Genomic DNA, 26,944 nt, shown 5'->3' with positions numbered 1-26,944 from the left:
GGGATTGAGCAGCAATCTAAGCAAACTCACAAAATACGTTTTAGAGGAAAGGTAGCATAAAATCAGCAATTATGCATATTTGAATCAAATTATCGAAATCGAAATCCGCATCGTTTCCATCTCCCATTGGCCTATCATTTGGAAAATACGGCAGTTGAAAAAACAGATAATTTGTCCGGTTCGAAAAAAATGCGTATTTTTGCACCCTAAAAATCTGCAGAGGGTAGAACAAGCGGCGTAGAAAGGCGTCCACCCCCGGGAAATAACCTGTTAATAATTAAGAAGACAGATGTACGTAATTGTAGAAATTAACGGTCAGCAATTCAAGGCTGAGGAAGGAAAAAAATTATTTGTTCACCACCTGCGTCATGCGGAAAGTGGGGCAACGGTAGAGTTCGACAAAGTATTGTTGGTCGATACCGACGGTAAAGTTCAGGTAGGTACGCCTACGATTGAAGGAGCAAAGGTCGTATGCGAAGTTGTTTCTCCGTTGGTAAAAGGAGACAAGGTGCTGGTATTCCACAAGAAGAGAAGAAAAGGATATCGCAAGCTGAACGGTCATCGTCAACAATTTACCGAGTTGAATATCAAACAAATTATTGCTTAACGTTTAAAAAGTAGAAGAAAATGGCACATAAAAAAGGAGTCGGAAGTTCGAAGAACGGTCGCGAATCGGAAAGCAAACGATTAGGTGTTAAGCTGTTCGGTGGCGAGATGGCGAAAGCCGGAAATATTATTGCACGCCAACGCGGTACGGAGTTTCATCCGGGCAAGAACGTAGGCATGGGCAAAGATCATACGATCTATGCGTTAATCGACGGCATCGTCGTTTTCAGTAAAGGCAAAGAAAATCGTTCGTATATCTCTGTCAAGAGCGCAACGGAAACGGTAGCTGAAAATTCGTAAGTAGCGAAAAGAGGCTGCTGAATAGCGGTAAACCAGAAGAATAAAGAAATTCTTCCGGATAAAAATGAAAACATCGGGGCTGCCCAGAAGAGTCATCGACTCAGAAGGACAGCCTCTGCTGTTTATGTATGTTGTAAGACAATCGTTCAATGAGTTGCAGGTATATTGGAAAGAAGAAGATGGTGTGGCTTGTCGTGTGCATGATGAGCTTGATGGTTCTGTCGTGCGCGGCACATAAAGGTGCGGCGCCGCTTCCTGTATCGGAGGCGACCGAAACGCTTTCGCATCGGCTGGGAATACCCTTAACGGACGAGGATAATCTGGAGCTTTACCGGATGGTTGCGCAGTGGATCGGCACTCCGCACCGCATGGGACGAAGCACGAAAAAAGGAACCGATTGTTCAGGTTTCGTGACGAACATCTATAAGAAAATCTACGGCAAAAGTCTGGCACGCTCTTCGGCTGCCATGTTGGCTACGAATTGCGATCGCATCGACAAAAAGAGCTTACGCGAGGGGGATCTGGTCTTTTTCTATACCCGCCGAAAGTCGAAACGTCCGTCGCATGTCGGCATTTATCTGAAAGACGGGAAGTTCGCTCATTCAAGTACCTCAAGAGGAGTCATTATTAGCCGTCTGGACGAGCCTTATTACAAGAAACGCTGGATTACCGGAGGGGTAGTGCGGTAGTTTTTTCGATCACGCGGATCAACATTCCGCAAACTTATGTATCTTTGTTGTCTCTAAAAAAACGAGAAGGAACATGTTGACAATAAAAGTTATCACAGAAAATCAGGACGAAGTCATTCGCCGGCTGGCAGTCAAGCATTACGATGCCAAGGAAATCACCGATAAGATCATCGCTGCGGATAAAGTGCGGCGCAATGCACAAACAACTTTAGACGCGAACCTGACCGAGGTCAACCGGATTTCGAAAACGATCGGTTTGCTGATGAAGGAAGGGAAAAAGACTGAGGCCGAAGAAGCTAAGAGTGAAGTGTCTCGGTTGAAGGAGGCCAATAAAGAGCTGGAAGCAACGAAGAAACGGGCCGAGGATGAAATCCATGAATATTTAGTTTCGATTCCCAACATGCCGCATGAATCTGTGCCCGAGGGTAAAGGCGCCGAAGACAACGTATGCGAAAAGCAGGGAGGCATGATTCCCGAACTTCCTGCCGATGCTCTCCCTCACTGGGAATTGGCAAAAAAATACGATATCATTGATTTCGAACTTGGCGTTAAAATTACCGGTTCGGGCTTTCCCGTGTATAAGGGAAAGGGAGCACGGTTGCAGCGTTCACTCATTAATTTCTTCTTAGACAATGCGCGTGATGCCGGTTATCTTGAAATTGAACCGCCTTACGTCGTAAATACGGAATCGGGCTACGGAACGGGGCAATTGCCAGACAAAGAAGGTCAGATGTATCATGTCGGTTTGGACGATTTATATCTGATCCCGACCGCAGAGGTCCCGGTTACGAACATCTACAGAGATGTGATTTTGAATGAAGCGGATCTTCCCGTCAAAAATACGGCTTACTCCGCTTGTTTCCGTCGCGAGGCCGGTTCGTACGGAAAAGACGTGCGAGGATTGAATCGCCTGCATCAATTCGACAAGGTCGAAATCATCCGTATCGATAAGCCCGAACATTCGTATCAATCTTTGCAGGAGATGCTCGATTATGTTCAGACGCTCGTTGAGAAGTTAGAACTCCCGTGGCGCATCCTTCGGTTGTGTGGTGGTGATCTCAGTTTCACGTCATCGCTGACGTTTGATTTCGAAGTGTATTCCGCCGCGCAGAAACGTTGGCTCGAAGTCAGCTCGGTGTCTAACTTCGAGAGCTATCAGGCCAACCGTCTGAAATGTCGCTATCGCGGTGCCGACAAAAAGGTGCAGCTCTGTCATACGCTCAACGGAAGCGCTTTGGCTTTACCTCGTATTGTCGCGGCTCTGCTCGAAAATAATCAGACACCGAACGGCATCCGAATTCCTCAAGCTCTTGTTCCTTATACGGGGTTTGAACTGATTGACTGATAAGGGTTCGACCGTGTTTTTCCACGAAGAGTTTTTAGAAAGAGACGATTTTAATCCCGATCTAAATAGAAGAGACGGTGTGTCAAAACGCAATGTTTGGCACACCGTTTTCATGTTTAGTTGCGATGAAAGGTTACGCGAATCATCGCCAATTCTGATTTTGTGCCAATGCGGTAGGGAGGGCCGGCAAATCCGATGCCGGACGAGATATAAAACTGTGATCCCCCTTCTTTGTAATACCCGTACGAGCAACGGTAGACCAGTTTGATAATCCAACTGTAAGGCCAGAACTGTCCGTTGTGTGTATGACCATGAAGCCCAAGGTCGCAACGGTTCATTACGATCTCGTTGAAACGGGGCTGATGATCGGCTACAATCACAGGCTTCCTCTTGTCGACGCCATCGAGTAGACGGCTTAACGGCTTTCGTCCTTTATTCGTGGCATCGTCGCGGCCGACGAGGTAGAACGTGCTGTCGGGCATGACGACCGAATCGACGAGCAGTACCCCGCCCGTTTTCTGCAACCAGCGCAGTTTGGCAAAGCGGTTCGCCCGGTATTCGTGATTGCCTAACGTAATATAAACGCCCAACGGCGCATGGAGCTTTCGCAGGTCGTCTTCGATATGTGCACGTTCGGCAAAACGCGATTCGTAATCCATGATATCTCCGTTAATGATTATGATGTCAGGTTGTTGCGCGTTGCAGAGGGCCACGAAGCGCTCGGCACTCTTTTTACCGATCATTTCGCCGAAATGAGTATCGCTTATCAGAGCGATGGTCAGGCTGTCGCGTCCTTCCACGTTTTTCGGGATGTGTATGTCCTGATAGGTCACTACGGGATGCGTTACATGATAATATCCGCGTATCATCAATCCGGCGGTGACGAGAAGCAGGAACACGTAGTAAAAGCGCTTCAGACGAAGGCTTCGGGCGGTGATAGATGCGGGAATCCACGGTCTGATCCGGTTCGTCAGCCGGAGGAGGTCGGCGGCCAGCAGTCCGAGCATCAGGTAGATGGATGCAACGTACCAGGTACCGCAGAAGTACAGGATCGGAATCATGATGTGATCCGGCAAATCTTTGTGAAAGAAGAATCCATAAAAATACGTCGTCCATTCGAACAGGAAAAAGAGCACGAAAGGTACACGCCACTTTTTTTGTGGCGGCAGAGCCTGTTTACCCCGGTAAAAAAGATAGAGGTTGAAGAGGATCTGTCCGACGATGGCTTGCAGAAACACTTTCATGGCCGATGGAATGAAAGGTGAAAGACTACCAGCTCACCGCGTGTTCCGATACGGAAAGGCGGGCCCCAGAGCGAGAGGCCGGACGAGACGTAGAGGTGCATCGTTCCGCGCTGCTCGTAGCCGTAACTGCGTTCGAACAGTTGATCGGTAAACCAAGTGAGCGGCCATACTTGTCCGCGGTGCGTATGTCCGCAGAAGAGCAGGTCGGCGCCGGCCTGCTGCGCTTGCAGCAGCTCGACAGGCTGATGATCCAGCACGATGACCGGTCGGCGCGGGTCGATAGATCGCATCAGCTCTCCGGCGGGAAGGCGTTGTCGGTTGCTGCGGTCGTCACGCCCGACGAGCTGTATCCCATTAGAGAGAGTCGCTACCGAGTCGCGCAGCAAACGTATGGGCGTTTGCCTGATATATTTGATACATGCGTCGATACCGCTGATGTATTCGTGATTGCCCGGCGCCAGATAAACACCAAGGGGCGCTTTGATTTGCTTCAACTCCTCCTCCATGCGTGCCTCGCGCAGAGGGTGTATGCTATGGTCGATCAGGTCGCCACTGATGATTACGAGGTCCGGCTGTTGGGCATTAATTCCGGCGACGTAGTCCTGCAAACGTGCCTTAGGAGTACCGAGCCCGAGATGGACGTCGCTGACGGCAACGACCTTGAGGGAAGTAGCCGTCGAGTCGGTCAACGTCTTGGGAATCTCGATATGCAGGTGGCGGACGATGGGATTGCGGTAACAGATATATCCGTAGACAAGCATTCCGGCCGTCAGGAGTAGGGAGAGGCTAAAACCATGTGCAAACGAGCGGTTAAAGAGCCGGTAAAAATCGAAGCACAGCAAAGCCATCGTCATGTAGAGCGTGAAGACGAGCCATCCGGTGGCATATTGGAAGAAAGCATGTCCCCATACATCTGCTTTTTCGCGGTTTCGAAGTGCGAAGAGCAGGAGGATGGAGAGGGCAGACAACCAGTAGAATACACCGAATACCCATTTGAAGACAGTCGGAAAAGACGATATGGCTTGCAGCCCACGGATGAAAATATAACTATTGGCACCTACGTAGGCGCATAACATCAAAATGAAAACAACGAACATGTAAGGTCTGCGGATTAAAATTTGTCGCAAAGGTAAATCTTTTTTCCGGAGTGAAAATTTGCCTCCTGTTTCTCTCGTTAAAAAATAAGCTCCAAGCATGCGACCGCCAATTTTCCGTAGATGTGAACTAACAGTCCGTTGGCAGATATGACTTTTATCGCTCTTTGAATAGTCGTTTTTTTCATTCGGCCAATTGAAAACGGCCTTTGGTTGGTTGTCTGACTTCTGAAACAGCCGGCCTCGAACCGCCTTTTTTGCATTTGTATTATTTAAGAAGGATATCTTTAGGTGCAACTGCCTTTCCACGAGAAAGGACGTTGGAGCGCGCAATCGTTTCGTTGCATCGCCCCGAAGATGCGTACGATCCGAAGCGACGCCGGTTGAAAACAACGCGGCATGGGCCGGATGCCAAAAAACACCGGGTGAAACGCGGGCGATTTCCGTTCCTTCTAGCCGGCGTTGCGTGGCCGTCCACTGGTCTTCCGTTCTTTCCAACCGAAGTTCGGTTGAACGCAACGAAACTTTTTTACGATCCAACACAACTTCTGTTCCTTCCCCCGATGTTTCGGGGAGATTGCCCCGAAGAGCCGGAATATCGCCCCGAACTTCGGGGGAAACCAACGAAACTTGTGTTGGAAAGAACGAATCTTTTTCAAGCATCCACCGGTCACGCGTTGAATCGCCCCGAAGTTCGGTTGAACGCAACGAGACGCGCGTAAGATCTTACCGACGCGGCGTTGGTGAGAACGAACCTTCCGTTCCTCGCACGGCCTTGGCGCCGGAACGCGTCTTTTTATTTGCTAAACTTACTGTTTTACAAATGGATAACATCGGTCGTGCAGGCATAAAAACATGTATATGATGGCAGATTATCGACTTTGCTCAAAAGATATTTGCCTTTATGAACAAACAATTTCGCCTGATCCGGAATTTCCATAGTTCTATAAAGTAAAGAAAACTGTCTTTTTAAGGTTAAGGGTTGACGGTTTAGATATATCTTATGCTTTTATGCTTATTTCTAATAGAATAGACTTGCTTTTGTTTTGCAACATCGCTAAAAAAATTCCATTACCACGAACAAAAATCAATAAATAATTTTTTTTAACAATTTTGATTAAGGGTTTTGGGGCTGCTATACGTCATATATGTAAAGTGTGGTTGATAGGGTTTAAATACTTAGGTTAATCTCTCAATGGAAAGGCGAAGTCGTGATGACTTCGCCTTTTCGCTTTTTTCGGCTATAAGGTTTCTTTTGCGTGAAAAACCGTACATTTGTCGGATGAACGGAAAAAGCAGATTATTTTATCCGGTACTTTTGCTGCTGCTTGTTTTGTTATGGGCGGGCAATTTGGTGTATGGTACGGTACCGATTCCACTCGGTGAAGTGATTCGCATCTTGTCGGGCGAGTCTGTCGAGCAGGCGGCATGGCAACATATCGTGCTGCAATCGCGGTTGCCACAGGCGGTGACGGCGTTGCTTGTGGGAGCGTCTTTGGCTGTCAGCGGTTTGTTGTTGCAGACGCTGTTCAGGAATCCGTTGGCCGGTCCTTCGATTTTAGGGATCAGTGACGGGGCCAATCTCGGAGTCGCTCTCGTGATGCTTTTAGGAGGCGGGGCGGTCGGTTTATCATCGATTTTTTCGGTCGGCGGATCGCTGGCTTTGATCGTGGCCGCTTTTGCAGGAGCCTGTTCTGTCTTAGGGTTGATTATTTACTTTTCGACAAAAGTCAGAAGCAATGTCATGTTGTTGATCATCGGGATTATGGTCGGGTATATCGCTTCATCGTTGATTTCGATGTTGAACTACTACGCCTCGTCCGACCGTATTCATGCCTACGTGATGTGGGGCATGGGCGACTTTTCGAGCGTTTCGAACGAGCGCCTGCCTTTCTTTATTCTTTGTACGCTTATCGGACTGACATGCGCTCTGTTGCTGATCAAGCCGCTCAATGCTTTGCTGCTCGGAGAGCGTTATGCTGCCAATCTCGGCGTGAAGATCAAGCGCACACGTATCCTGATTTTGCTTTGTACGGGGTTATTGACCGCTACGGCGACCGCTTTCTGCGGACCTATTTCGTTTATCGGGTTGGCTGTTCCCCATATCGCCCGACTGACTTTGGGGATGGAGAATCATCGTATGCTGCTGCCGGTAACGATGTTGATCGGCTCGTGTATGGCGCTGCTCTGCAACCTGCTCACGGTGGTTCCCGGTATGGGGACGGTCTTTCCCCTCAACGCCGTCACTCCGGTGCTTGGCGCTCCCGTTATCATATACGTTATTTTGAACCGGAAAAATATCCAATCTCTCAACTAACCGCTTTTGCGGTATTCATAGAAGTCGTCCGGCAGGTTTTATTCCGCATGGATTAGCACACCGGCACGATAGGTCGTCTCGGCGGTGACGGGACAGAGTGAGAAATAGCCGGAGCGGATTCGTCCGTCGGCAAGTTGCAAAGGATATTGCTGTCTGAAAAGCATGTCGGTGCGTAAGGTGGCTCCCTTCTTCTCGTAGGAGATCATGAACCGTCCCTGCGATGCGGGATGGAGCAGGCGACGACTTAGCTCGCAGGCCACTAATCCCATCGTATAACGCAGATTCATTTCGATAAAAGGATGAACGGCATATCCTTCGTTATGCCTGAATACGAGCATATCTATGCCAAGATAACCTCGGTAGACGTTGCCCAGTATCTCTTTCAGCGCCAGCGTGACCGCCTCCCGTACTGCTGTTAAGGTTTCTTCCGGGATGTATGTAGTCAAATACTTCCATAAGACCTCGGGGCGTCCGAGCCATCCGCCGGAAAAAGCGCCTTTCGTTTGAGTCTCAAATACCGACAATCCCTCGTAGGTGATTCCATTCGCACCGTCAGCGTAAAATTCCATCGCAAAATCACAGACTTTTTCGAGCATCGGTTCGATGCTGACAGTCCCCTGTCTTCTCAAAGCCCCTTCGATCCATTGCATGGCTTTCGTGTCGGCTGTTGTGCCCATGATCGGATATACTCCTTGTCCGGAGCAGGAAAAGGGAGTTTTCAGCAAGAAGGGTGGGGTATGGGTTTCGATATGTGTTTGGACGGCCCCTCCGGTCTCGTAGAAACAGGGAATCGAGACGGAAGGTTGTCCGGGCAGTCGTCGTAATGTTTCCCTGAGACCGTGTGCCGCCGTGCGGCGATGTGTCAACGTCCGGTATATCTCCTTCCAGGCAGGGAGGGAAAGAGAGGATCCTCGTTTTTGAAGTTTTTCAAAAAGGCGGAGACTATGCGGTGAGAGTCCCCACGGAGAAGCGTCGAGAAGTGTGGTCAGCCGGCAGATTTCTTTTTCGGAGACGGGATGTAGGGACGGTTGCAAATCCGGTGGCAATGATTCGATGAAACGTCTGGCGACTTCTGTGTCGGAAGTAAGAACATAATCTCCTTCATTTCCATACCATAGCGGAAGAAGGGAGAGATCGGACATCATTCGTTGAACGACTGCGTCGGGAGTATAGTGACGTACCCCCGACGCAATAGCCGTTTCATGTCCCGGATTAAAAAGATGGAGCGCCTTATTCGAGGTTTTCATCGATCGCGTCAATTTTCTTAACGATCAATGCCATTTCGTCTTTTAAACGTTCGATTTTGCGTTCCATTTCTTTCAGCAAACCGCTTCCGCCTTTGGAGGATACGTTCAGGAAGCCGATGTTATTTTCGTATGTTTGCACTTCGTTCTTCATGCGTTCATACATCCGCATCAGTTTATCCCGTTCGTCATGCAGCTTATTTTCACCTTGTCCGCTCATCTCGCTCAGCGTGGAACGGAATTGCTGCATGCGGCGATCGGCCTGAGCTACATTGAGTCGGTCGAACTGTTGATCTACAGCTTCACGGAATGCCTTGTAGATTTTGTCTTTAGTCTTGAACGGAACATGGCCTATTGTATTCCATTCGGCAATCAACGATTTTAATGTGGCCACAGCTTCCGATTCCGGTAAATTTTCGTCCAGCGTCTTGATGCGCTCGATCAGCGCTTTCTTGGCTTCAAGGTTGGTCGTTTCTTCGCCTTTTTGTGAAGCGGAGGCTTTATTTTTCCGTTCAAAGAAATAATCGCATGCTCCGATAAAACGTTTCCAGATCACCTCGGATTGTTTGCGGTTGACCGGCCCGATTTTCTTCCATTCATCCTGAAGCTTAATCATGGCTTTCGATGTTTCTTTCCAGTCTGTGCTCTCTTTCAGTTCTTCGGCTTTTTCGGCCAACGCCTTTTTCAGATGGTAGTTGGCTTCCATCTCTTTTTTAGTGCTTTTGAGGAATTCGCTCCTTCTGTGGAAATAGTCGTCGCAGGCTTTGCGGAAACGTTCGAAAATCTTCGCGTTTTTCTTCTTCGAGGCGAAACCGATGGTGCGCCATTTCTGTTGAAGACTCAGTACTTCCTGTGTCTTTTTTTCCCAGTCTTTGTAGGATTTCAAATTGTCATAAACGATGGTTTCGACGATTTCGCAGAGATTTGTTTTCTCTTTCAGATTGGCCTCTTCCTGTTCTTTCAAAATCTCAAAATGTCCGTGATGGCGCTTATTAATGACGGTAGAAGCGGCTTTGAAGCGAGCCCATATTTCATCACGGAATTCACGCGATACTGGTCCGATTTCCCGCCATTGCTGGAACAGCGTCTGCAGCTGATGATAGGCCGAAACAATGTCGGGTTCATTGATTAGATTTTCCGCTGTTTCGCAGAGCGCCGTTTTCATTTCCAGATTCTTCTTGAAATCGTAATCCCGAAGTTGGTTGTTGATTTTTACCAAATCATAGAAACGCTCGCTCTGGAGCTGGAAGTTCCGCCATAAATCCCTTGCATATTCCTGCGGCACGGGATTATGTTCTTTCCATTCTTGCTGAATTTCTTTGAATTCTTTATACCGTTTGTTAAAATCGTCGTTACTGTCGACCAAGGCACCCATCCGATCGATGAGCTGTAACTTCTTGACATAGTTTTCTTCTTTGACGCGTGCCTGCTCCTTTTGCATGGCCATTCTTTTCTCCTTGTATTGATCAAGGAGATTTCTGAATAGGGCTGCCGTATCGTCTTCGGGCGTCTCAAAGTCTTTTTCTTCTCCGCCGTTTTCAATAAAGATACGTTTCAGCTCATCGGTCTCGGCTTTTACCGTGCGAAAGTATGCGTCTTTCAGCTTTTCGAGTTGTTCACGGGGCGCTTCTTCGGCACGTTCCACCAATTTCCTCAACCCTTCCAAAATGTCCTGTTTGTCGATCATACCGACTGCGCCTACTTCGATGGCTTCCTGCAGTTCGCCGCAGAAATCGTCCGGGGTTGTCGGCAGTTCCTTCATTTCGGGCTCTTTCTGTACCGATGCTTCATCAAGGGTGATGTCATGCATAGATTCTGCCGGTTTTTCTTCCATGGCATTTCCTTGCTCTTGCATGGATGCAGCGCTCTCAGCGACATTTTCAGACGGTTGGGCTGAAAAGGCATCAGGCGTCTGGGACGTTTCCGGTTGGCCTGTTTCGTTTGTGTCTTTTGTCAATTCCATTACACTATGTTTTTTACGGGACTTTTCCCATACATTATCCTCCAATGGTACAAAGTAAACGATTTTTTTTGACTTTAGGGTTTCTTTGAAGGAAAAAATAACAAAAAAAGACAATATTTTCTCCTCGTTTGGTTTTATTGATTCAGCGACAGACGGATGCTGATACCGTAATCCGAGTTTGATGTCGGGTATGAGGCGCTGGAAACGAGCGGAGTATTGATTTGGAGATCATAGTAAGCGCGCAGGGTAATCGATTTGCTGAGTGCATAGTCGGCAGAGAATTGCAGGCTTTGCGTCATGGCACCGCTTGTCATCTGCGTATATCCGTCTGCTATTTTGCGAATCAAGGCTTGTGTTTTCCGCCGCGCATAATCAAAGCGTACGGTCAGATCGTTATTGAAGTCGTTCTTTTTCCGCATTCTCAACACTTTATTAAAGTCGGCGTATTTATATCCCAAACTCACCATCAGCTCGTTGGAATGCGCCTCAACAATTTGATAAGATGATATGTTCAGATTCAGGTTGCGGGTTTTTTGATATTTCAGTCCGGCCGTGACATTATTCAGGAAGGTGGCATCAATACCGAGCAGCGGATTGAACCCTTCGGTAATACTTACCGAGGTGATCTCATATGCCGAAGAAGGTATCGGATCGTCGGTTTGTGTGTCCGGAATAAAACCGAGATAATCGCTTCCCGCACTGACCCATTTCGGATAAGACTGATAAGCGCCAACACTGTACACGCATCGGTACTGATGGCTGAGCACCATACTTTTGAAGTGTTTCTTAATCAGAGGAATCTGAATGAGTCCGTCGTACGATATCCGCCAGTTCGGCAGGAGACTGGTAAGCGCTTTGGGAAAAGCCGTCAGTTCGATTTTTTTCGGATTCTTTCCGGTATATGCCGCAAGGAATGCGGGAATCAGTGCATCCGACGAATTGGGGCTGACACTGCCCTTCTCAGGGTTATACGGTTGATTGGCTAACGAGCTATTGGCCAGAAAGCCGGCATTCGGGTACGTCGTCACGGCATACTCATTCTCCAGCCTGGATGCAATGACTTCACGATGATTCAGGAATTCGCGGAAGGTTTTCGATTCATATCCGTTCGATGCGCTTCCGATATTGGCAAAAGCATTTCCAATGGCGACGGTCGTCATGGTAAACGTACCGCCGTAAAGGGTGGGCATACCTTCGAACATGTAACTTATTTCCGTATCGCGCGAGTCGACACGAGTGGCATTCAGGTCGATTTTGAGTCCGGTAGCCGGCTCAAGCGTAGCATTGGCCGTAAGGGTCTTACTACTGTTGATCCGAGCTGGTCTGATGTTGTTATTGTCCATTATCAGCCAACTGTTATTTACCGCCTCCCGGATGTAGCTTTCGCGTACATCGCCGAAGGCAAATCCCCAGCCCGGCGCATTGCCGAAAGCCGTATTCGCCTGCCCGATCCAGTCGCCGATCATGGGGCTGAAACCGGGAATATGCATGCCGTCACTCAAGCCGTACTGAACATTGACGCGCCGTGTCATCATCAGGAAGCGTGTCGTATATTCTAAGGCTTTGTATGCGGGAGTTTCTTCTCTCGGAGGGGCCGGATACATGGTCAGTTGCAGCTCGACGGAGTCGCGGTTGTTGATGCGGATACGCCCATAGTCGAGCGCTTTGTAATCTATCTTATACAACGTACTGTCATCGGTGCGTCGCGCTACGATGCGGGTAAATTTCCGGACCATCATTCCGTGACTAACGATTGTTCCGCTATCGGGATTGAGCTGTACCGTCGTTTCGAACTTTCTTTTCTGTTTTCTCTGACTTCTGTTTTCCTGCGAACGTCGGTTACTCTCTGCTGCCGAACCGTACTTTTGATTAATTCGTCTGAGCAGTCTGTTTTTGTTGTAGAAGGACTGGAAGTTCATGCTTCCCTGCAAGCTCATCTGCCGCTGATTTTTGATGCTGTTACCGGTTTTGATGTCGCGGCCTACAAATGGTCCGCGTTCCCAATTGTACGTCGCGTTATACGACATGCTTCCTCCCATCCAGTCGAGTACAGGAATATATTGAAGCGGCAAGGAATAGGTGACATTGAAGGTTTGGTCATAAAGGAGCGGCGTGCCTAATTCGGCAATACTCTTTTTAACACTATCCTTCCATATTTCATACGCGTGACTGTTCAGTTTTCTGTTGACTTGCACATGCGGTTCTTCGATTCTTGCGTTTGTACCTGCGCTGAAATCAATATTCAAATTGTTGAGTGGATTCAGTCGGATACTGAACGAGCGATCCCAGTAAAATTGCTGGCTGAATGATACAGGGATGTTGCCGGAGCTGAGCGGATCGAGGTTGCGCAACTGAATCTCATAATAGTTTCGCAGCATCGAGGTCTGAAAACTGATGTTGGATGGCAAATAGTTGAGCGCAAACTGCTTGAAGTATCGGGTGAACCCGTTATCCTTCTCGATGTTGCTAAATGGCTGGAGCGGTTTGGCATACGGAGTATAGATATAACTCAGATTACCCTGATAATTCTTCGTCGTTTCGTAGACGGTTTCCGGATCGGTACGCTTGCTTTCATTATATGCGTATCCCATCGAAAAGTTGGCCGGGTCGTAAGGCATCGGATTTTTACTTCTGATGTTCACCTGTACGTTGTTCAATGCAAGACTTTTCGTTGTGACTTGTTGCTGAGACAAGCTTTTCAGTGAATCTTTTTCGGCTTTTGAATCCATGAGGTCGAGTGCATCGTTGAGCTTGACGTCCTGATCGAGCGGATTATATTTAGGCGATACCGTTTCACGCGAATAAGCATAATGAAGAGGCAGACTAACTTGCGCCTTTTCGGGGAAGAATTTGCCCAGCTGCATGGAGGCGGAGACGGCATACTGCATGTAGTCGTCCATGTTTCGTTCGCCGATAGATTGATCGATACGCCCGAAGCCGGCCGTTTCAATGCGTCCGGTCGCATTAAAAGTACCAAAGTCCGATAAGGCAACACTTAACGCTCCGTTGGCGGCCCAGCCACCCTCTTCGTCGAAATCCGTCATGCGTAATTCGTTCACCCATATCTCGCCGCTCTTGATGTCTTTGGAGTTGTTACGTACCCCGATCATGATCGTCTTCACTTCGGCAAGGCTCGGATTTCCGATCACACTGATTTTGTTCAGCTGGCGCTTGGGGTCATATTCGGAGTAGAGCGTCGAGAAGCTCACGTCGGACTGTCCTTCGCGTCGGGCACGGTTACGTTTCATTTTCAGATTCGTCAGTACTTCCATCTCGAAGTCGATCATATTTTCTACAGGCCAGACGGTGAGTCGGTCGTTCTCACTGTTGTTGCTGTAATGTCCGGCCGGTGTCAGATTCAGCGGCACTTCGTATTCGTAATAGTTGTTTTTGTAGTCCGATCCGAGGCGCAGGAAGACGGAGAGTTCTCCGTTGCTCAGGGCCGTGACGTCGTTGATGAACTTTTCGGCATGAACGAAGAGCTGCATCCGTTTATAACGACGCATATCATACTTCGTTTTCTTATAAATGGCGCGTGCGTCTTGCGAGGCGAGGTTCGTGACCTTCAACGAGAGCGCTTGTTCGTTCTGCTGACGCAGCTGAGGCTGGCTCGGGTCGGTCATTCGGGTGATGCCCGGCGGTAAGATATAGTTAACCGGCTGGCGATCTCCGTTTTCTTCGATATTGACCGAGGTGATGTCTAACGTTCCGTTAATGGAAGGCGGCGCATTGGGGTTCGACAAATCCTGCAGGTAAGTACGCCATTCGCCGCGAACCAGCTCGAATGTGCCGAGACGCAGAATGGTCTGCTCCTGAAAACCGGTCATATACACGCGCATGAAGCGGATGCTCCTGAAATCCTGAATCGAACCGATCTTGCGTTGGTATTCCTTGACCGGGATCTTAAACTGATACCAAGTGACTGACGTGGAGGTCGTGTCTGATCTTCCGTTCGGCAGTTTTACCTTGACTTTGCGCTGGTTGACAATATAATTACTGCCCACGACCATATCTTTCGGACGAATTGATACCTTATATTCATAGTACTTTTCGTTCTGATCGTTCAGGGTATTGTCGTTGTTGAGGTCTTCTACGTCGGGGACCGTTTTAGACGATATGTCGTATCGCTCCGGTGAATCTTCTGCGGCAGTCGAGTTTCCTTCCGTGCCGTTATAGCGTTTGTAACGTGTGAGGATATCGACTTCATCGCGATCGTAATCCGAGCCCCGGTAGTAGTGATAATTATCGCCGGCCGGGTCGTTGAGGGGGGAGAACGGGTTCTTTTCCCACGAGAGCAACGTCTCGGCAGACACTTTGCGCTTCAACTGCTCAACATAGTTCCGATAAGTCGGGAATGTTTTTTCTTCTTCGCTCGTCAGACCGTTCAGACCAACGTCTTGTAGCTTTCGTGCTCCGGCGGTGTTGTCGAACGCGTAGACCGTACTCTGTTGAATAGGGATTTTCCCCCAGACGGTCGTGTCGACTTGCGACCGGTCACCGGAGATCGGCAAACCGTTTTCAAAGAATTTCTTTTCGTCCTTGAGGATGTCTTCGGACAGCTCTCCGAGGTTGAAATAGAGATCACCTCCGTTAGCCGTTTCTCGGTTATAGATAAACGGGTCCATGAGCCAGAACTCAATGTATTCGATATTATTCGTTTCGAAGTCGGTCTGGTCGAGTTTACGCATCATACCGCCCCATCGTTTCTGCGGGTTAGTCAATGTTCCGTCGGGATTTACTCCGTCGGCGTCGAGGTTATAGGGGCCACGTTCGTTCGGATAGTAAGCGAGGTTCAAGGCGTACAGAGAACTATTTTCGTTGTAAGCGAGCTCTTTGTTCGGGTAGATCTCGGAGTAGCTGATGGCTCGGACATAATGGTTCGAGATATCGTCATCGCTGATGTGGCGGGGGCGCAAGGAGGAGCTTGGTCGTGTAAAGATACCGTCGATATAGTACCAGGCAAAAAGCGCACGGTTTTTACCGTATTCGATGTTATTGACTAACGAGGCTTCGGGGAAGAGCGCGCCGGCGGTGTTATCGTAGGGTACGCTGGCCAATGCCCATGGGTAGGGACTGAGCAGGTCGAAGCTGCTTTGTGTCGATTCAAAATCGTCGAGATAAGAATGTTTGCCGGTGTTTTGATTTTCGTAATGTCCGGCAATCAGGTGTGCAAATTCGGCGTTGAACGAGATTTGACTGGGCTTGGTCAAGTTCAGGAGCGGCAGTTTGTCTACGATATTGGTGAGCCACTGGCTTTCGCCTTTATAGGCGAGGTTGGCGCCCCACAAGGTGTTTTTGATGGATTCGTCGCCAATCGCTGTTTTCGTGGTCAGAGGCATCTCGGAGAGGTGCATCAGGGTTGCCCCCATGGTGAAGTTTCTGGAAAACTCGTAACTCAGGTCGACCCCCATCATCGTTTTGCGCTGCATGTTATAAACGGACTGATTCTCGAGTGAAACGCTGATGGAACTGTTGCTATTGATAACGCTTTCGTTCAGGATCGTTACCGTACCCGAGGCGTAATCGACGGTGTAATCCACATTTTCGGTGAGTTTGACTCCGCCGGCCGTGACCGTTACGGAACCGCGTGCAACATTCGTTGCGCCGAGGTTAATCTCGGACGAGGAGGATGCACGGTACTTACCCCGCAATTTGAATTTGTTCTTTTCGGCAATCTGCTGAGCAGCCGTTTTCGTCGAGGTGTACAATTCCTGAAAAACGTACTTGTCGGCGATCGCCTTATTGCCGATCGCTTCCCGCAGGTGGGAACCGAACGGTTCGACAACGGGGAAAAAGATGCGGCCGTTGAAAGAGTTGATCGTGTAGCCTTCGACGAAATCGAAGTACCCGTTTCCACTTCCGCTTTCGCTGGGTTCGTTGTTTGCATCGAGCCGGTCGAGGTTCATTACCTGCAACAGGGTTTTATCCGCGATGTTTCCTTCCTGAATACTGTATACATACGTACCGGCCGTATCGCTTTGATAAACGATATCTAACTTGAATTTATCTTTTTGTATAGATGAAGCGTTGAGCCAGTAAACGTTTCGCATCATCAGGTTCCAGAACGGCATATTGGGCGACATATTAACGCCTCTCAACAGTTTGACAAAGAGACACTGGCCTGTATTTTCCTTATCGTCGGTCGACATTTCGCCGACTTGATAGGAGGTACCGCCATACATGTATTCGAAAGCTACGGCAAGGCATTCGTCCTGTTGCAATTGCGATTGCAGCGAGATGTATCCTAACTGTTCGTTCAGCCTGTATTCCGACGGATTTAGTTTACGGGCACTTTCCATTTTAACGAAATCTGTTCCGCCTTCGAGGAATCCTTCGAGCGTTTGCCCGACTTTATTGATGTTTCGGGCATCTTTATAGTTTTCGATCAGATCGTTGTAGAGCGTATTCGCTTTGTTATAGGGAGCGGAGATGGAGCCTGACGGCTGTACTTTAGGGTTGAAGATATGTTTGTGTTCGCCTAAGTCGGAAAAGGCCACGATATTGCGGGCGTCGTTGTAATTGCTGCGTTTGTTGAGCACCCACACCTCGATGCGTTTGATACTGACACTGGAGGAGATATACGGCAATTGTGTCATGGCCTCATCGTAGTGGTCGCGGAAATAATGGGCAAGGAAGAAATGACGATTCTCGTCGTAGTCGTCGATATTGATTTCGAAGTCGGTCATTTGAACGCCTCCTTTCGATGCGATGGTTCTCGACTCGGAATTCTGTTGCGCCAGCAGCGCATTGACACGCAGTTTGCCGAATTGCAGTTCGGTCTTGATACCGAATAGCGCCGCTCCTCCCCGAATCAGCGAGTTCCCGGTATTGAGGCTGACATTTCCGGCTTCGATGTTTTTGATGATTTCGTCTTCATCGCCGGCATAGGCGAGGTTCAGACGCGAGGCATCGAAATCGAACGATGACTGGGTGTTGTAATTCAGACCGAAATTGACTTTCGTTCCCACCGTAGCCTGCATGTTGAGCTGTACGTTATTGTCGAAGTTAAAGAAGGTACGGTTACGTGAACGTTCCGGGAGCGACGGGTTTTTCGTACCGCTCGACTTGAGACCCAATTTCAATTCGGCCGTTCCTTGTGAGCGCACGCGGACGCCACCAGGCCCGAAAATCTTGTCGGCAGCCCCGATATTGAACTGCATATCCATGAAATTAAACTGCCCGTTGGCCGACTGCCGGAACGATTCTTCGTTCTTTTGCCGGTAGTAGGCACGCATCGACTCCTGCATGCTGTAGTCCTGATATTCTTCGGGCGTCAGCGTTATCGGCGTTCCCAACTCCATGTCGCCCACCTTGGTGCGGATGATATACATACCTGTGTGCAGATCGTATTCGACCGATGTTTTCAGGTTCTCCGGGTCGCGCAAATCGGCCGGTAATTGCCGCGTTAAGTCGTTGTATTCCTGCGGAACGGTTTTCGAGATCGGGTACCGGCTTTTGGGCAGCGTATCGTTCGATACCTGTTGTGTAAAGCCGTTGGTCGGCATGCAAATACTGATGCCGAGCCATAGCGAAAGTAACCGGATCGTATGTCTGAAACCGTTCTTCATTAAAGCATTGTAAGGGAGGTTTTGATCAATTGTTCCACCGTCATGTCCGGTGTTTTTTTCAGGAAGGAATCTACCGCCTTTTGCGAAGCTGCTTTCTGGAAGCCGAGCATCACGAGGGCGGCTACGGCTTCTTCGGCCGTATCGGAACGCCCCGCTCTTACGGCGGCTTTCCGCTCGTCGAGCCCTTCGACGGGTCTGACTTTATTTTTCAGATCGACCACGATGCGTTGTGCCGTTTTGCTGCCGATGCCTTTGATGGCCGTCAGGCTTACGTCATCGCCCGAAGCGATGACATCGATCAGGTCGGAAGGCTTGAGCGACGAGAGGATCATGCGTGCCGTATTCGGCCCTACGCCCGAGACGGACGTCAACAGCAGAAAAAGTTCACGCTCTTCGCGACTGGCAAAGCCGAATAGCAGATGCGCATCTTCCCGAATCACTTCGTGCACGTACACTTTTCCTTCGCGACGTTTGTCGAACACACTGTATGTCGTGAGCGAAATGTTTAATTCATAACCAATCCCGCCGCACTCGATAACCATCTGTGCGGGAGACAGCTCGACGATTTCGCCCCTGATATATTCGATCATTCTCTAACCTGTTTTAGATACCTATACCGAGTATAACGAAAAAAAAGGCAAAAGCGTATATCTTGACGGAGTTTTTTTTGAGTGCATATCACGCTCGCATGTGAAGCGATGCTTTTTTCATGCGAAAAGAAATATCCTGCCCGAAAAGTCCTACCTTTGTCCCAGAGAAAAGCAGAAGAAGATGAAACAGAATGACTGGAAGAGCCGTCTCGGGGTAATGTATTCGACGAATCCCGATTACAAGTATCAGAGTGACGAGGAAGAGGAAGAAGAAACGTTGCCGAAGGAAAAACAACGGTTGCGCATCACACTCGACAAACGGAACCGGGGCGGTAAGGTCGTCACACTGGTGAGCGGTTTTCGCGGCACAAGCAACGATTTAGCTACACTCGGCAAGCTGCTTAAGACGCGTTGTGGCGTAGGCGGATCGGCTAAAGACGGTGAGATCATCATCCAGGGTGATTTGCGTCAGAAAGTAGCCGACATCCTTGCGAAAGAGGGATACAAGGTATGCTGACCATCTACCGTGCCTCGGCCGGAACAGGTAAAACACATACGCTTACGGGTGATTATCTGCACATGCTGTTTGCCACCCCCGATGCCTACCGTCATATCCTCGCCGTGACGTTCACCAACAAAGCCACCGAGGAGATGAAAAACCGTATATTGAGCGAGTTGTACCTGCTGGCTTCCGGTCGACCGTCCGACTATACCGGTATGCTTTCCGAGGCTTACCGTCTGACGGAGCAAAAACTGCGCCTTCGGGCGCGTACCCTCCTGATCCGCATTCTCCACGACTATTCCGCCTTTAACATCAGTACCATTGATCACTTTTTTCAGCAGACGATGCGTGCTTTCGTCCGTGAAATCGGCTTGCAAGGCAATTACCGCATCGAAATGGACAGAGACCTCGTGCTTTCCGAAGCCATCGACAGCCTGCTGGCCGACCTCGACAGGGAAGAGCATAAAGACCTGCTTGAATGGCTGCTCCGCTTCAGTGAAGACAAGGTGGAGAAAGGCGAAACGTGGGATTTGCGTACCGAAATCCGTAAACTCAGCAACGAACTGTTCAAAGAGAGTTACAAGGCTTTCCGCACCGAAGTGAATCGTGATATTGCAGACCGAGCGGCGCTGGCAGAGTATAAAAACATGCTCTATGCCATCATACGCAGTACCGAAAGTCAGGCTGTGCAGATCGGCGAGAAGGGGCAACGTGTCATGGAACAGTATGGTTTACAGCCGTCGGACTTTAAAGGTGGGTCACGATCCGCTTTTTTCCTGTTCGATCGTCTGGTGAAAGGGAGCATGAAAGAACCGTCCACCACGTTCAAAGCACTGCCCGACAAGGTGGAGAACTGGTATGCTAAAACGATACCGCCCGAACGTCGGCAGGCGATCGAACAGGCTTACGCCAAAGGACTGAACGAATGTGTGCATGACGTCTGCCGTTTTTTCGACGGGTTGACAAATTACTATACAGCGTTGGCCATCAGTCGTAACCTTTATACATTAGGTATATTAAACGATATCGAGCAACAAATCCGGCAATGGCGCGAAGAAAAGAACTGCATGCTGATTGCCGATACGACCGAATTGCTGAATAGGATTATCGACGGCAGTGATATTCCATTTATATACGAAAAAACGGGCACACGCATCGAGCATTATATGATCGACGAATTTCAGGACACGAGCGCCATGCAGTGGCGTAACTTCCGGCCGTTGCTCAAAGAAAGCCTTGCCTATCGACGTGCGAACCTGATTGTGGGCGATATTAAACAGAGTATCTATCGCTTTCGCAACTCGGACTGGACATTGCTCGACGAGCAGATTGGGCGTGACTTTCCTGCATCTCAGCTCACAGAAAAAACGCTTTCCGAGAATTGGCGAAGTTGCCGTAATATTGTCGAATTCAACAATGCGCTATTCACTGTCGTTCCGCAGTTGCTGCAAACACTCTATAATCATGGCATCGACGAGTCCGCGCTCTCGCCGGAGAGCCGCGAACGGTATGCCGCTAACATCGTGTCGGCCTACAGCCGCAGTTATCAGCATGTCGCACTACCGTTTCGGGCAAAGCAAGGGCATGTCCGCATCGAACTGTTGCCTGATGAGGACGAACATTCGTGGAAAGATAAAGCGATGTTGCGTCTGCCGCTCGTCATCGAACAGTTGCAAAAGAACGGCTACGCATTGCGTGATATCGCGGTACTCGTGCGTACCCGCAACGAAGGTATTCGGGTTGCCGATACCTTACTCGATTATAAGGAGACGCATCCCGATACGCCTTTTCGGTACGATATCATCTCTGAAGACGCCCTGCTGATCGGGCAGGCCTCGTCCGTCCGTTTCATGATCGGCATGCTTCAATACCTGAACCGACCGGACGATGTGACAGCTGCCCGTACGGCCGAGGCGGTACACGCCGTGATGCAAATGAAAACGTCGGTAGAAGCATCCGTACAAACGATTCGCAAAGAGGTTGAAACGGCGTTTGAGCCGGAGATATTTGCCGAGCTTCAACAATTTTTGCACCGTTCGTTTTATGAAACAGTCGAGGGACTTTACCGTCTTTTCAAAGCTGATTTTCCGGAGAATGAACAAGTCTTTATACAGGCATTTCTTGATCTGACGGCCGAGTACGGGGAGCGTGAAACGCCCGACATCGACCGTTTTCTGAAGTGGTGGAAAGAAACCGGATGTCAGTCGAAAATTGCTACGCCCGACACGCAGAATGCGATTCGGATCCTGACCATACACAAGTCGAAAGGCCTTGGTTTTAAGGCGGTCATTCTTCCTTTTGGAGACTGGGAGGTGGACTCGAAAAGCGGCACAATGCTGTGGTGTCATCCGTCATCTTCGTCGTTCAACCGTTTGCAGGTCGTGCCGGTGAACTATACGAAAGACCTCTGTCGCACGTTGTTTGCCGAGGCGTATTATCATGAAAAGCTGCATGCCTACATCGATGGCCTGAATACCTTGTATGTCGCTTTGACCCGCGCAAAAGAAGAACTGATCGTTTTTACTCCCGACGAGAAAGCGCCCAGAACGCAAGTCATCTCACAACTGCTCCGTGAAGCGTTACATACCGAATGTTACGCCACAGCCGAAGGAGACCCATTATATCCTCTGGCCGAAGGCTTTCGGGAGGAGGAAAACCTCTTTGAATGGGGCGATGGGTGGAAGCCTGAGACGATCCCGACTTCCGACACGGAAGAGCTGTCGATGAAACGCATCCCGTCCGTCAAGCCCGATGAGCGGATGTTTCTTCATTTGCATCGCCACGGCGACTTCTTCGACGATACGGCACGGCGCTACGGTATCCTGATGCACGACCTGCTGAGCCGTATCCGCACGACGGCCGATATTTCCGTAGCCGTCGCTGCCAAAGAAGTGGCCGGTGAAATCGGTCGGGAGGAGGCGCCCGATCTGATCGAAAAATTGCAAGTTTTGTTAAACGCCCCTGCCGTACGGCCGTGGTTCGACGGATCCATGCAAATCCTGAATGAGACCGATATCCTTGTCGGGAACGGATATACGAGTCGTCCCGACCGCATCATGCTCGACGAAGACCGGGCTATCGTCGTCGATTATAAGTTCGGCACGCAGAAAGACAGGCGCTATATTTATCAAATGAAGACGTATGTCAGGTTGCTCCGAGAGATGGGAATTACTGATGTACAAGGCTGTCTCTGGTATATCGAACTTGGCGAAATGGAAGCTGTTTCCGATTGATGTTTTTAATATTCGATAAAAAAAAGTACTTTTGCCACGTTTATTGAAGAAAGAATGAAGGTTCACAGAGAAGGAACAGGACTGTTGTTATCACTATTCACCTTTTTATTTATCGTTAATGTAGGCATATATTACGCGATGAACAAGGGAGTTGTCTTCTATGCTGTATTATTCCTTTCTGCCGTTCTTTTCCTGTTGGTGCTGAATTTTTTCCGCAGCCCCAACCGCCATTTCCCGTATGACTCCGAGGGGCTCGTGATCGCACCGGCCGACGGTACGGTCGTCGCCATTGAAGAGGTGATGGAAAACGAATATTTCCACGAAAAACGGTTGCAGGTATCTATTTTTATGTCTGTGTTTAACGTGCATGCCAACTGGTTTCCGGTGAACGGAACCGTGAAACATGTTTCCCATCAGCCCGGACGTTTTCAGGCGGCTTATTTGCCAAAAAGCAGTACGGACAATGAACGATCGACTATCGTGATTACGACGGGGTACGGAGTAGATATCCTGACGCGACAAGTGGCGGGAGCATTGGCACGTCGCATCGTGACGTACGCCCAGGAAGGCGAATCGTGCAGTGTGGATGACCAAATGGGATTCATCAAGTTCGGGTCTCGGGTCGATACGTATCTTCCGCTCAATGCGGATGTCCTCGTTCGGCTGGGACAGAAGGTGACGGCCAATCAGACGCCTGTTGCCCGGTTAGGTAAAATCATCTACCCGTAAGTTGCTTATGAACGGTGTTGGTAAATATATCCCTAATGCACTGACATGCTGCAATCTGATCTTCGGGTGTGTCGCTTGTGTCGCGGGGCTTGAAGGACACTACTTTCATGCCATGTTATCCATTTTTATTGCGGTCGGATTCGACTTTGCAGACGGTCTGGCTGCTCGCTTGCTGAAGGCCTATTCATCTATCGGAAAAGATCTGGATTCGCTTGCCGATATGGTCAGTTTCGGGGTTGCTCCGGGGTTGATGCTTTTTCGGTTTATTGACGAACGGATGGCGACGGTGTCATTGACCCATCCTCTGATCTCCTGCCTGTTTTATATCGGAGCGTTGGCAATTCCTGTTTGCTCGGCCCTGCGACTGGCAAAGTTCAACAACGATACCCGGCAAACGACTACATTTATCGGGCTGCCTGTGCCGGCCCATGCCATCTTCTGGTCATCGCTGATCTGCGCGCTCCTCTCCGGTTCCGGTTCGATGCTGTCCGGTATGTCTATGGAGATCGAACCGTTCATTCTGCTGACCGTCATCACGGTTGTAGCGATTGTCACCTCGTTGCTCCTCGTGTCTGAGGTGCCGATGTTCTCACTCAAGGTTAAATCGCTGGCATGGAAAGGAAACGAGCTGCGTTATCTGCTGATTCTTGGCGCTGTTGCTCTTACGGTGTGGCTCGGTATTACCGGTATTGCTGCGACTATTCTGCTCTATATCTTGTTGTCTTTTGTCGGGATGCGGCGTGTAAAGTAACGTCGGCAGAGGCAGAGCTGGAACGTTTTTTGTTCAAAAGGCCGTTTTGGGCACGGAAAAAAACGTTTTACCGGTTAATTGTTATTTTTGCATGCAGATTCTTTTTTCGTTATGAAAACAAATAGTCTGAGTATACGTCACTTTGTCAGTGACCCCGAAGCGATGGAACGGGAGTTGTTGCTAAAGTTCTTCCGGTTTGAAGGGAATCGGGATAATGCGTTGAATCTCGAGCATATTCCGGCCGTTGTAAGCGCGGGCTGTGTAGCTCTTTGCCTCAGAGGAAAAATAAGGCTGAAACTGAATGAGCAGAACTATTCGATGAAAGCCGATGATCTATGCGTGATTTTTCCCAATACCATCGTGCAGACCATCGAACGCAGTGCGGATATGGATTGCATCGTGCTGGCCAGCGATCTCGAATTTATCCGTAACTTTCCGGCAACACATGCCTCAATGCTCTACCTGATGATCTCCAAAATGCCCTGCATATCGCTTTCGAAGAAGGAGAGAGAAATCATGTTGGCACATTTCGATTATATCCGCATGAATTACGAGCGCAAAGATTTTCCTTATCGGATCGACGTTACCCGGCAGTTGTTGCTTGTGCTCTGTCATGAGATTGCGGCGATTTATCAGAACGGACAGCAGGCAGCGATTCCTTCGGACACGTATCAGGAGAAGCTGTTTCGGACGTTTATCCGTCTGGTCGCTGAGCATTACGATCGGGAAAGGCGTGTCGATTTTTACGCGGAGCAATTGTGTATTACGCCCAAGTATTTGTCGCAGGTAATCAAAAAGCTATCGCAGAAAACCGCGGCACAGTGGATCGATGATTTTGTGCTCCGACGAGCCAAGCTGATGCTGTTATCCTCACCGCTGACCGTTCAGCAAGTCTCCGACCGGTTGAACTTTCCGAATCCTTCGTTCTTTTCGCAATATTTCAGGCGGAAGACCGGCAAGACACCGAAAGAATTTCGCTTGACCGTACAATAAGGCCATCTGCAGGTAGCGGAAATTAACTATCTTTGCATACGTATGAAAGAATTTATCATTACGCAGGAACAAACGGAAAAAGCGGTGCTGGTAGGGTTGGTTACTCCCGATCAGAACGAGCGTCAGGTGAAGGAATATCTCGACGAACTCGATTTTTTGGCCGATACGGCCGGTATCCGTCCCGTCAAACGGTTTACGCAGAAGCTGGACATGCCCCATTCCGTGACGTTCGTCGGTGCGGGCAAGCTGCAACAGATTAAAGAATACGTCGTTGAACACGAGATTGGTATCGTGGTTTTCGACGACGAGCTGTCGGCCAAACAGCTTCGGAACATCGAAAAAGCGCTGCAGGTGCGTATCCTCGACCGTACGAATCTGATCCTCGATATCTTTGCCAAACGGGCGCAGACGGCACATGCCAAAACGCAAGTCGAACTGGCGCAATACCGGTACATGTTGCCCCGTCTGACGAGGCTCTGGACACACCTCGAACGGCAGCGCGGAGGCGTGGGTATGCGTGGCCCGGGAGAAACGCAGTTGGAGACGGACAAGCGAATCATTCTGGATAAAATATCGAAGCTGAAACGTGAGCTGGCCGAGATCGACAAACAGAAATCGTCGCAACGCAAGAACCGTGGCAAGATGGTGCGAGTGGCGCTTGTCGGTTATACGAACGTGGGTAAATCGACCTTGATGAACCTGCTGAGCAAAAGCGAGGTGTTTGCGGAAAATAAACTTTTTGCCACACTCGATACGACGGTACGCAAGGTGATCATTGAGAACCTTCCGTTTCTGCTGTCCGACACGGTCGGCTTTATCCGCAAGTTGCCGGTCGAACTCGTCGAGTCGTTCAAATCGACGCTTGATGAAGTGCGCGAAGCCGACCTGCTGCTGCACATGGTCGATGTTTCGCATCCGACGTTCGAAGAGCAGATCGAAGTCGTCGACAGAACACTGGCCGAAATCGGTTGCGAATCGAAACCGGTGATTATGATTTTCAACAAGGTCGATGCGTTTTCGTTCGTTCCGAAGGACGAGGACGACCTGACGCCGCGCCAACGCGAGAACATTCCCCTCAGCGAACTGAAAGAGACATGGATGAATAAACTGCCGGGCAATGCGATCTTCATCTCGGCCAAAGGCCGTACGAATATCGATGCTCTGAAAGCGATCCTTTACGAGCGGGTCAAGGCCATTCACATCACCCGTTTCCCGTATAACGATTTTCTTTTCCAGCATTACGAAACGGACGAGGAAGAGATGCTTTAAAGCAAGGGCAATTGTTAGCCCTTCGGGCGTTTAGTTGTTGATTTGTTGAGGGGTTTAGTTGTTTAATTGTTTATTTGTTGATTTGCTGAGGTGTTTAGCTGAATACTGATGGCTGAATGCTTCAAAAGCCCCGCAGGGGCGTGTTAATTCAGCCCAATGTGGAGCGGAGCGTTGGGGAGCGTTGGGGAAAAAGGTTGCACCCATTGGGAGGGCTGAAAGCCTGACATAATTAATTGTTAATGTTCAATTGTTAATTGTCATGCCGGGTACGCGCTAAGCCCCGCAGGGGCGCATTAATTCAGCCCAATGTGGAGCGAAGCGGAGCGTTGGGGAAAAAGGTTGCACCCATTGGGAGGGCTGAAAGCCTGAGATATATTAATTGTCAATGGTCAATGGTTAATTGTTATGCCCTTGCGGGCGTTGAGTTGTTGAGGTGTTGAGTTGTTTGCCGTGTAGGGGCGAACCTGTGTGTTCGCCCTTCGATGGCGTGGATATGAACATCCCCCC

Annotated in this window: 18 protein-coding genes; 12 read left to right on the top strand and 6 right to left on the bottom strand. The window is 49.4% G+C overall.

Going from position 1 to position 26,944, the window contains the following annotated elements; genetic code table 11:
• Nucleotides 1–289: 289 nt before the first annotated feature.
• The 4 genes from rplU (at nucleotide 290) to serS (ending at nucleotide 2,940) form a co-directional block, all read left to right on the top strand.
• On the top strand, nucleotides 290–607 hold the full coding sequence (gene rplU / locus Q4A89_RS08150) for a 50S ribosomal protein L21 (protein ID WP_303184801.1): 318 nt from the start codon (nucleotides 290–292) through the stop codon (nucleotides 605–607).
• A 20-nt stretch (nucleotides 608–627) separates the two neighbouring features.
• Nucleotides 628–906: a 50S ribosomal protein L27 gene (rpmA, locus tag Q4A89_RS08145; RefSeq protein ID WP_303184800.1), complete on the top strand. Its 279-nt coding sequence runs from the start codon at nucleotides 628–630 to the stop codon at nucleotides 904–906.
• 149 nt (nucleotides 907–1,055) lie between these two features.
• Nucleotides 1,056–1,595, top strand: coding sequence for a C40 family peptidase (locus Q4A89_RS08140; RefSeq protein WP_303184798.1), 540 nt, complete (start codon nucleotides 1,056–1,058; stop codon nucleotides 1,593–1,595).
• Between the two features lie 73 nt (nucleotides 1,596–1,668).
• On the top strand, nucleotides 1,669–2,940 hold the full coding sequence (serS, locus tag Q4A89_RS08135; RefSeq protein WP_303184795.1) for a serine--tRNA ligase: 1,272 nt from the start codon (nucleotides 1,669–1,671) through the stop codon (nucleotides 2,938–2,940).
• 116 nt (nucleotides 2,941–3,056) lie between these two features.
• On the opposite strand, the gene Q4A89_RS08130 is transcribed toward serS, so the two are convergent.
• A complete protein-coding gene (locus Q4A89_RS08130; protein ID WP_303184794.1) occupies nucleotides 3,057–4,184 on the bottom strand; it encodes a metallophosphoesterase in 1,128 nt (375 codons plus the stop codon).
• Nucleotides 4,181–5,281 carry a metallophosphoesterase gene (locus Q4A89_RS08125; RefSeq protein ID WP_303184802.1) on the bottom strand — a complete coding sequence of 367 codons (1,101 nt, stop codon included), beginning with the start codon at nucleotides 5,279–5,281 and terminating at the stop codon, nucleotides 4,181–4,183. Before Q4A89_RS08125 ends, Q4A89_RS08130 begins: the two co-directional genes overlap by 4 nt.
• A 317-nt stretch (nucleotides 5,282–5,598) precedes the next feature.
• On the opposite strand from Q4A89_RS08125, the gene Q4A89_RS08120 reads away from it, so the two are divergent.
• Together Q4A89_RS08120 and Q4A89_RS08115 are read left to right on the top strand one after the other, a co-directional pair.
• Nucleotides 5,599–6,000, top strand: a complete 402-nt coding sequence (locus Q4A89_RS08120) for a hypothetical protein (RefSeq protein WP_303184793.1) — start codon at nucleotides 5,599–5,601, stop codon at nucleotides 5,998–6,000.
• A 560-nt stretch (nucleotides 6,001–6,560) separates the two neighbouring features.
• The gene (locus tag Q4A89_RS08115) at nucleotides 6,561–7,595 is read left to right on the top strand and encodes an iron ABC transporter permease (protein WP_124750725.1); all 1,035 of its coding nucleotides are present in this window, start codon (nucleotides 6,561–6,563) and stop codon (nucleotides 7,593–7,595) included.
• A gap of 38 nt (nucleotides 7,596–7,633) precedes the next feature.
• Here Q4A89_RS08115 and Q4A89_RS08110 read toward each other — a convergent pair whose 3' ends face one another.
• The 4 genes from Q4A89_RS08110 to ruvA all read right to left on the bottom strand — a co-directional run bounded on the left by Q4A89_RS08110 (nucleotide 7,634) and on the right by ruvA (nucleotide 18,960).
• On the bottom strand, nucleotides 7,634–8,842 hold the full coding sequence (locus Q4A89_RS08110) for a hypothetical protein (protein ID WP_303184792.1): 1,209 nt from the start codon (nucleotides 8,840–8,842) through the stop codon (nucleotides 7,634–7,636).
• Complete coding sequence (locus Q4A89_RS08105; protein WP_303184791.1) at nucleotides 8,826–10,802, bottom strand: DUF349 domain-containing protein; 1,977 nt, start codon at nucleotides 10,800–10,802, stop codon at nucleotides 8,826–8,828. The genes Q4A89_RS08110 and Q4A89_RS08105 overlap by 17 nt, the downstream gene beginning before the upstream one ends.
• Nucleotides 10,803–10,936: 134 nt before the next feature.
• Nucleotides 10,937–18,370: a cell surface protein SprA gene (gene sprA, locus Q4A89_RS08100; protein WP_303184790.1), complete on the bottom strand. Its 7,434-nt coding sequence runs from the start codon at nucleotides 18,368–18,370 to the stop codon at nucleotides 10,937–10,939.
• Nucleotides 18,370–18,960, bottom strand: coding sequence for a Holliday junction branch migration protein RuvA (ruvA, locus tag Q4A89_RS08095; protein WP_303184789.1), 591 nt, complete (start codon nucleotides 18,958–18,960; stop codon nucleotides 18,370–18,372). Before ruvA ends, sprA begins: the two co-directional genes overlap by 1 nt.
• Before the next feature lie 181 nt (nucleotides 18,961–19,141).
• Between ruvA and Q4A89_RS08090 the strand changes: the two genes are divergently transcribed.
• From Q4A89_RS08090 to hflX, 6 genes are all read left to right on the top strand, one after another.
• Nucleotides 19,142–19,477 carry a translation initiation factor gene (locus Q4A89_RS08090; RefSeq protein ID WP_303184788.1) on the top strand — a complete coding sequence of 112 codons (336 nt, stop codon included), beginning with the start codon at nucleotides 19,142–19,144 and terminating at the stop codon, nucleotides 19,475–19,477.
• Nucleotides 19,471–22,695 (top strand): exodeoxyribonuclease V subunit beta, encoded by a 3,225-nt coding sequence (locus Q4A89_RS08085; protein ID WP_303184787.1) that lies wholly within the window; start codon nucleotides 19,471–19,473, stop codon nucleotides 22,693–22,695. Before Q4A89_RS08090 ends, Q4A89_RS08085 begins: the two co-directional genes overlap by 7 nt.
• A 54-nt stretch (nucleotides 22,696–22,749) precedes the next feature.
• On the top strand, nucleotides 22,750–23,424 hold the full coding sequence (locus Q4A89_RS08080) for a phosphatidylserine decarboxylase family protein (RefSeq protein ID WP_303184786.1): 675 nt from the start codon (nucleotides 22,750–22,752) through the stop codon (nucleotides 23,422–23,424).
• A 7-nt stretch (nucleotides 23,425–23,431) separates the two neighbouring features.
• Entirely contained in the window at nucleotides 23,432–24,175 is a 744-nt protein-coding gene (locus Q4A89_RS08075) for a phosphatidylcholine/phosphatidylserine synthase (RefSeq protein ID WP_303184785.1), read from the top strand.
• Nucleotides 24,176–24,286: 111 nt separating this feature from the next.
• Nucleotides 24,287–25,168, top strand: a complete 882-nt coding sequence (locus Q4A89_RS08070) for an AraC family transcriptional regulator (protein WP_303184784.1) — start codon at nucleotides 24,287–24,289, stop codon at nucleotides 25,166–25,168.
• Between the two features lie 42 nt (nucleotides 25,169–25,210).
• Nucleotides 25,211–26,437, top strand: a complete 1,227-nt coding sequence (gene hflX, locus Q4A89_RS08065; RefSeq protein ID WP_124790070.1) for a GTPase HflX — start codon at nucleotides 25,211–25,213, stop codon at nucleotides 26,435–26,437.
• The last annotated feature ends 507 nt before the right edge of the window (nucleotides 26,438–26,944 follow it).

The organism is Tannerella sp. (assembly GCF_030528505.1).
In the GTDB taxonomy this organism is placed as follows: domain Bacteria; phylum Bacteroidota; class Bacteroidia; order Bacteroidales; family Tannerellaceae; genus Tannerella.
Note: the sequence above shows the minus strand (reverse complement) of the source record. Positions and strands in the feature narration are given on the sequence as shown.

Coding starts and splice junctions, on each gene's coding strand:
- Q4A89_RS08140 (WP_303184798.1), top strand. CDS start 1,056: ATGAGTTGCAGGTATATTGGAAAGAAGAAGATGGTGTGGCTTGTCGTG.
- Q4A89_RS08110 (WP_303184792.1), bottom strand. CDS start 8,842: ATGAAAACCTCGAATAAGGCGCTCCATCTTTTTAATCCGGGACATGAA.
- Q4A89_RS08125 (WP_303184802.1), bottom strand. CDS start 5,281: ATGTTCGTTGTTTTCATTTTGATGTTATGCGCCTACGTAGGTGCCAAT.
- serS (WP_303184795.1), top strand. CDS start 1,669: ATGTTGACAATAAAAGTTATCACAGAAAATCAGGACGAAGTCATTCGC.
- Q4A89_RS08080 (WP_303184786.1), top strand. CDS start 22,750: ATGAAGGTTCACAGAGAAGGAACAGGACTGTTGTTATCACTATTCACC.
- sprA (WP_303184790.1), bottom strand. CDS start 18,370: ATGAAGAACGGTTTCAGACATACGATCCGGTTACTTTCGCTATGGCTC.
- Q4A89_RS08105 (WP_303184791.1), bottom strand. CDS start 10,802: ATGGAATTGACAAAAGACACAAACGAAACAGGCCAACCGGAAACGTCC.
- ruvA (WP_303184789.1), bottom strand. CDS start 18,960: ATGATCGAATATATCAGGGGCGAAATCGTCGAGCTGTCTCCCGCACAG.
- Q4A89_RS08085 (WP_303184787.1), top strand. CDS start 19,471: ATGCTGACCATCTACCGTGCCTCGGCCGGAACAGGTAAAACACATACG.
- Q4A89_RS08070 (WP_303184784.1), top strand. CDS start 24,287: ATGAAAACAAATAGTCTGAGTATACGTCACTTTGTCAGTGACCCCGAA.
- Q4A89_RS08130 (WP_303184794.1), bottom strand. CDS start 4,184: ATGAAAGTGTTTCTGCAAGCCATCGTCGGACAGATCCTCTTCAACCTC.
- Q4A89_RS08075 (WP_303184785.1), top strand. CDS start 23,432: ATGAACGGTGTTGGTAAATATATCCCTAATGCACTGACATGCTGCAAT.
- hflX (WP_124790070.1), top strand. CDS start 25,211: ATGAAAGAATTTATCATTACGCAGGAACAAACGGAAAAAGCGGTGCTG.
- Q4A89_RS08115 (WP_124750725.1), top strand. CDS start 6,561: ATGAACGGAAAAAGCAGATTATTTTATCCGGTACTTTTGCTGCTGCTT.
- rpmA (WP_303184800.1), top strand. CDS start 628: ATGGCACATAAAAAAGGAGTCGGAAGTTCGAAGAACGGTCGCGAATCG.
- Q4A89_RS08090 (WP_303184788.1), top strand. CDS start 19,142: ATGAAACAGAATGACTGGAAGAGCCGTCTCGGGGTAATGTATTCGACG.
- rplU (WP_303184801.1), top strand. CDS start 290: ATGTACGTAATTGTAGAAATTAACGGTCAGCAATTCAAGGCTGAGGAA.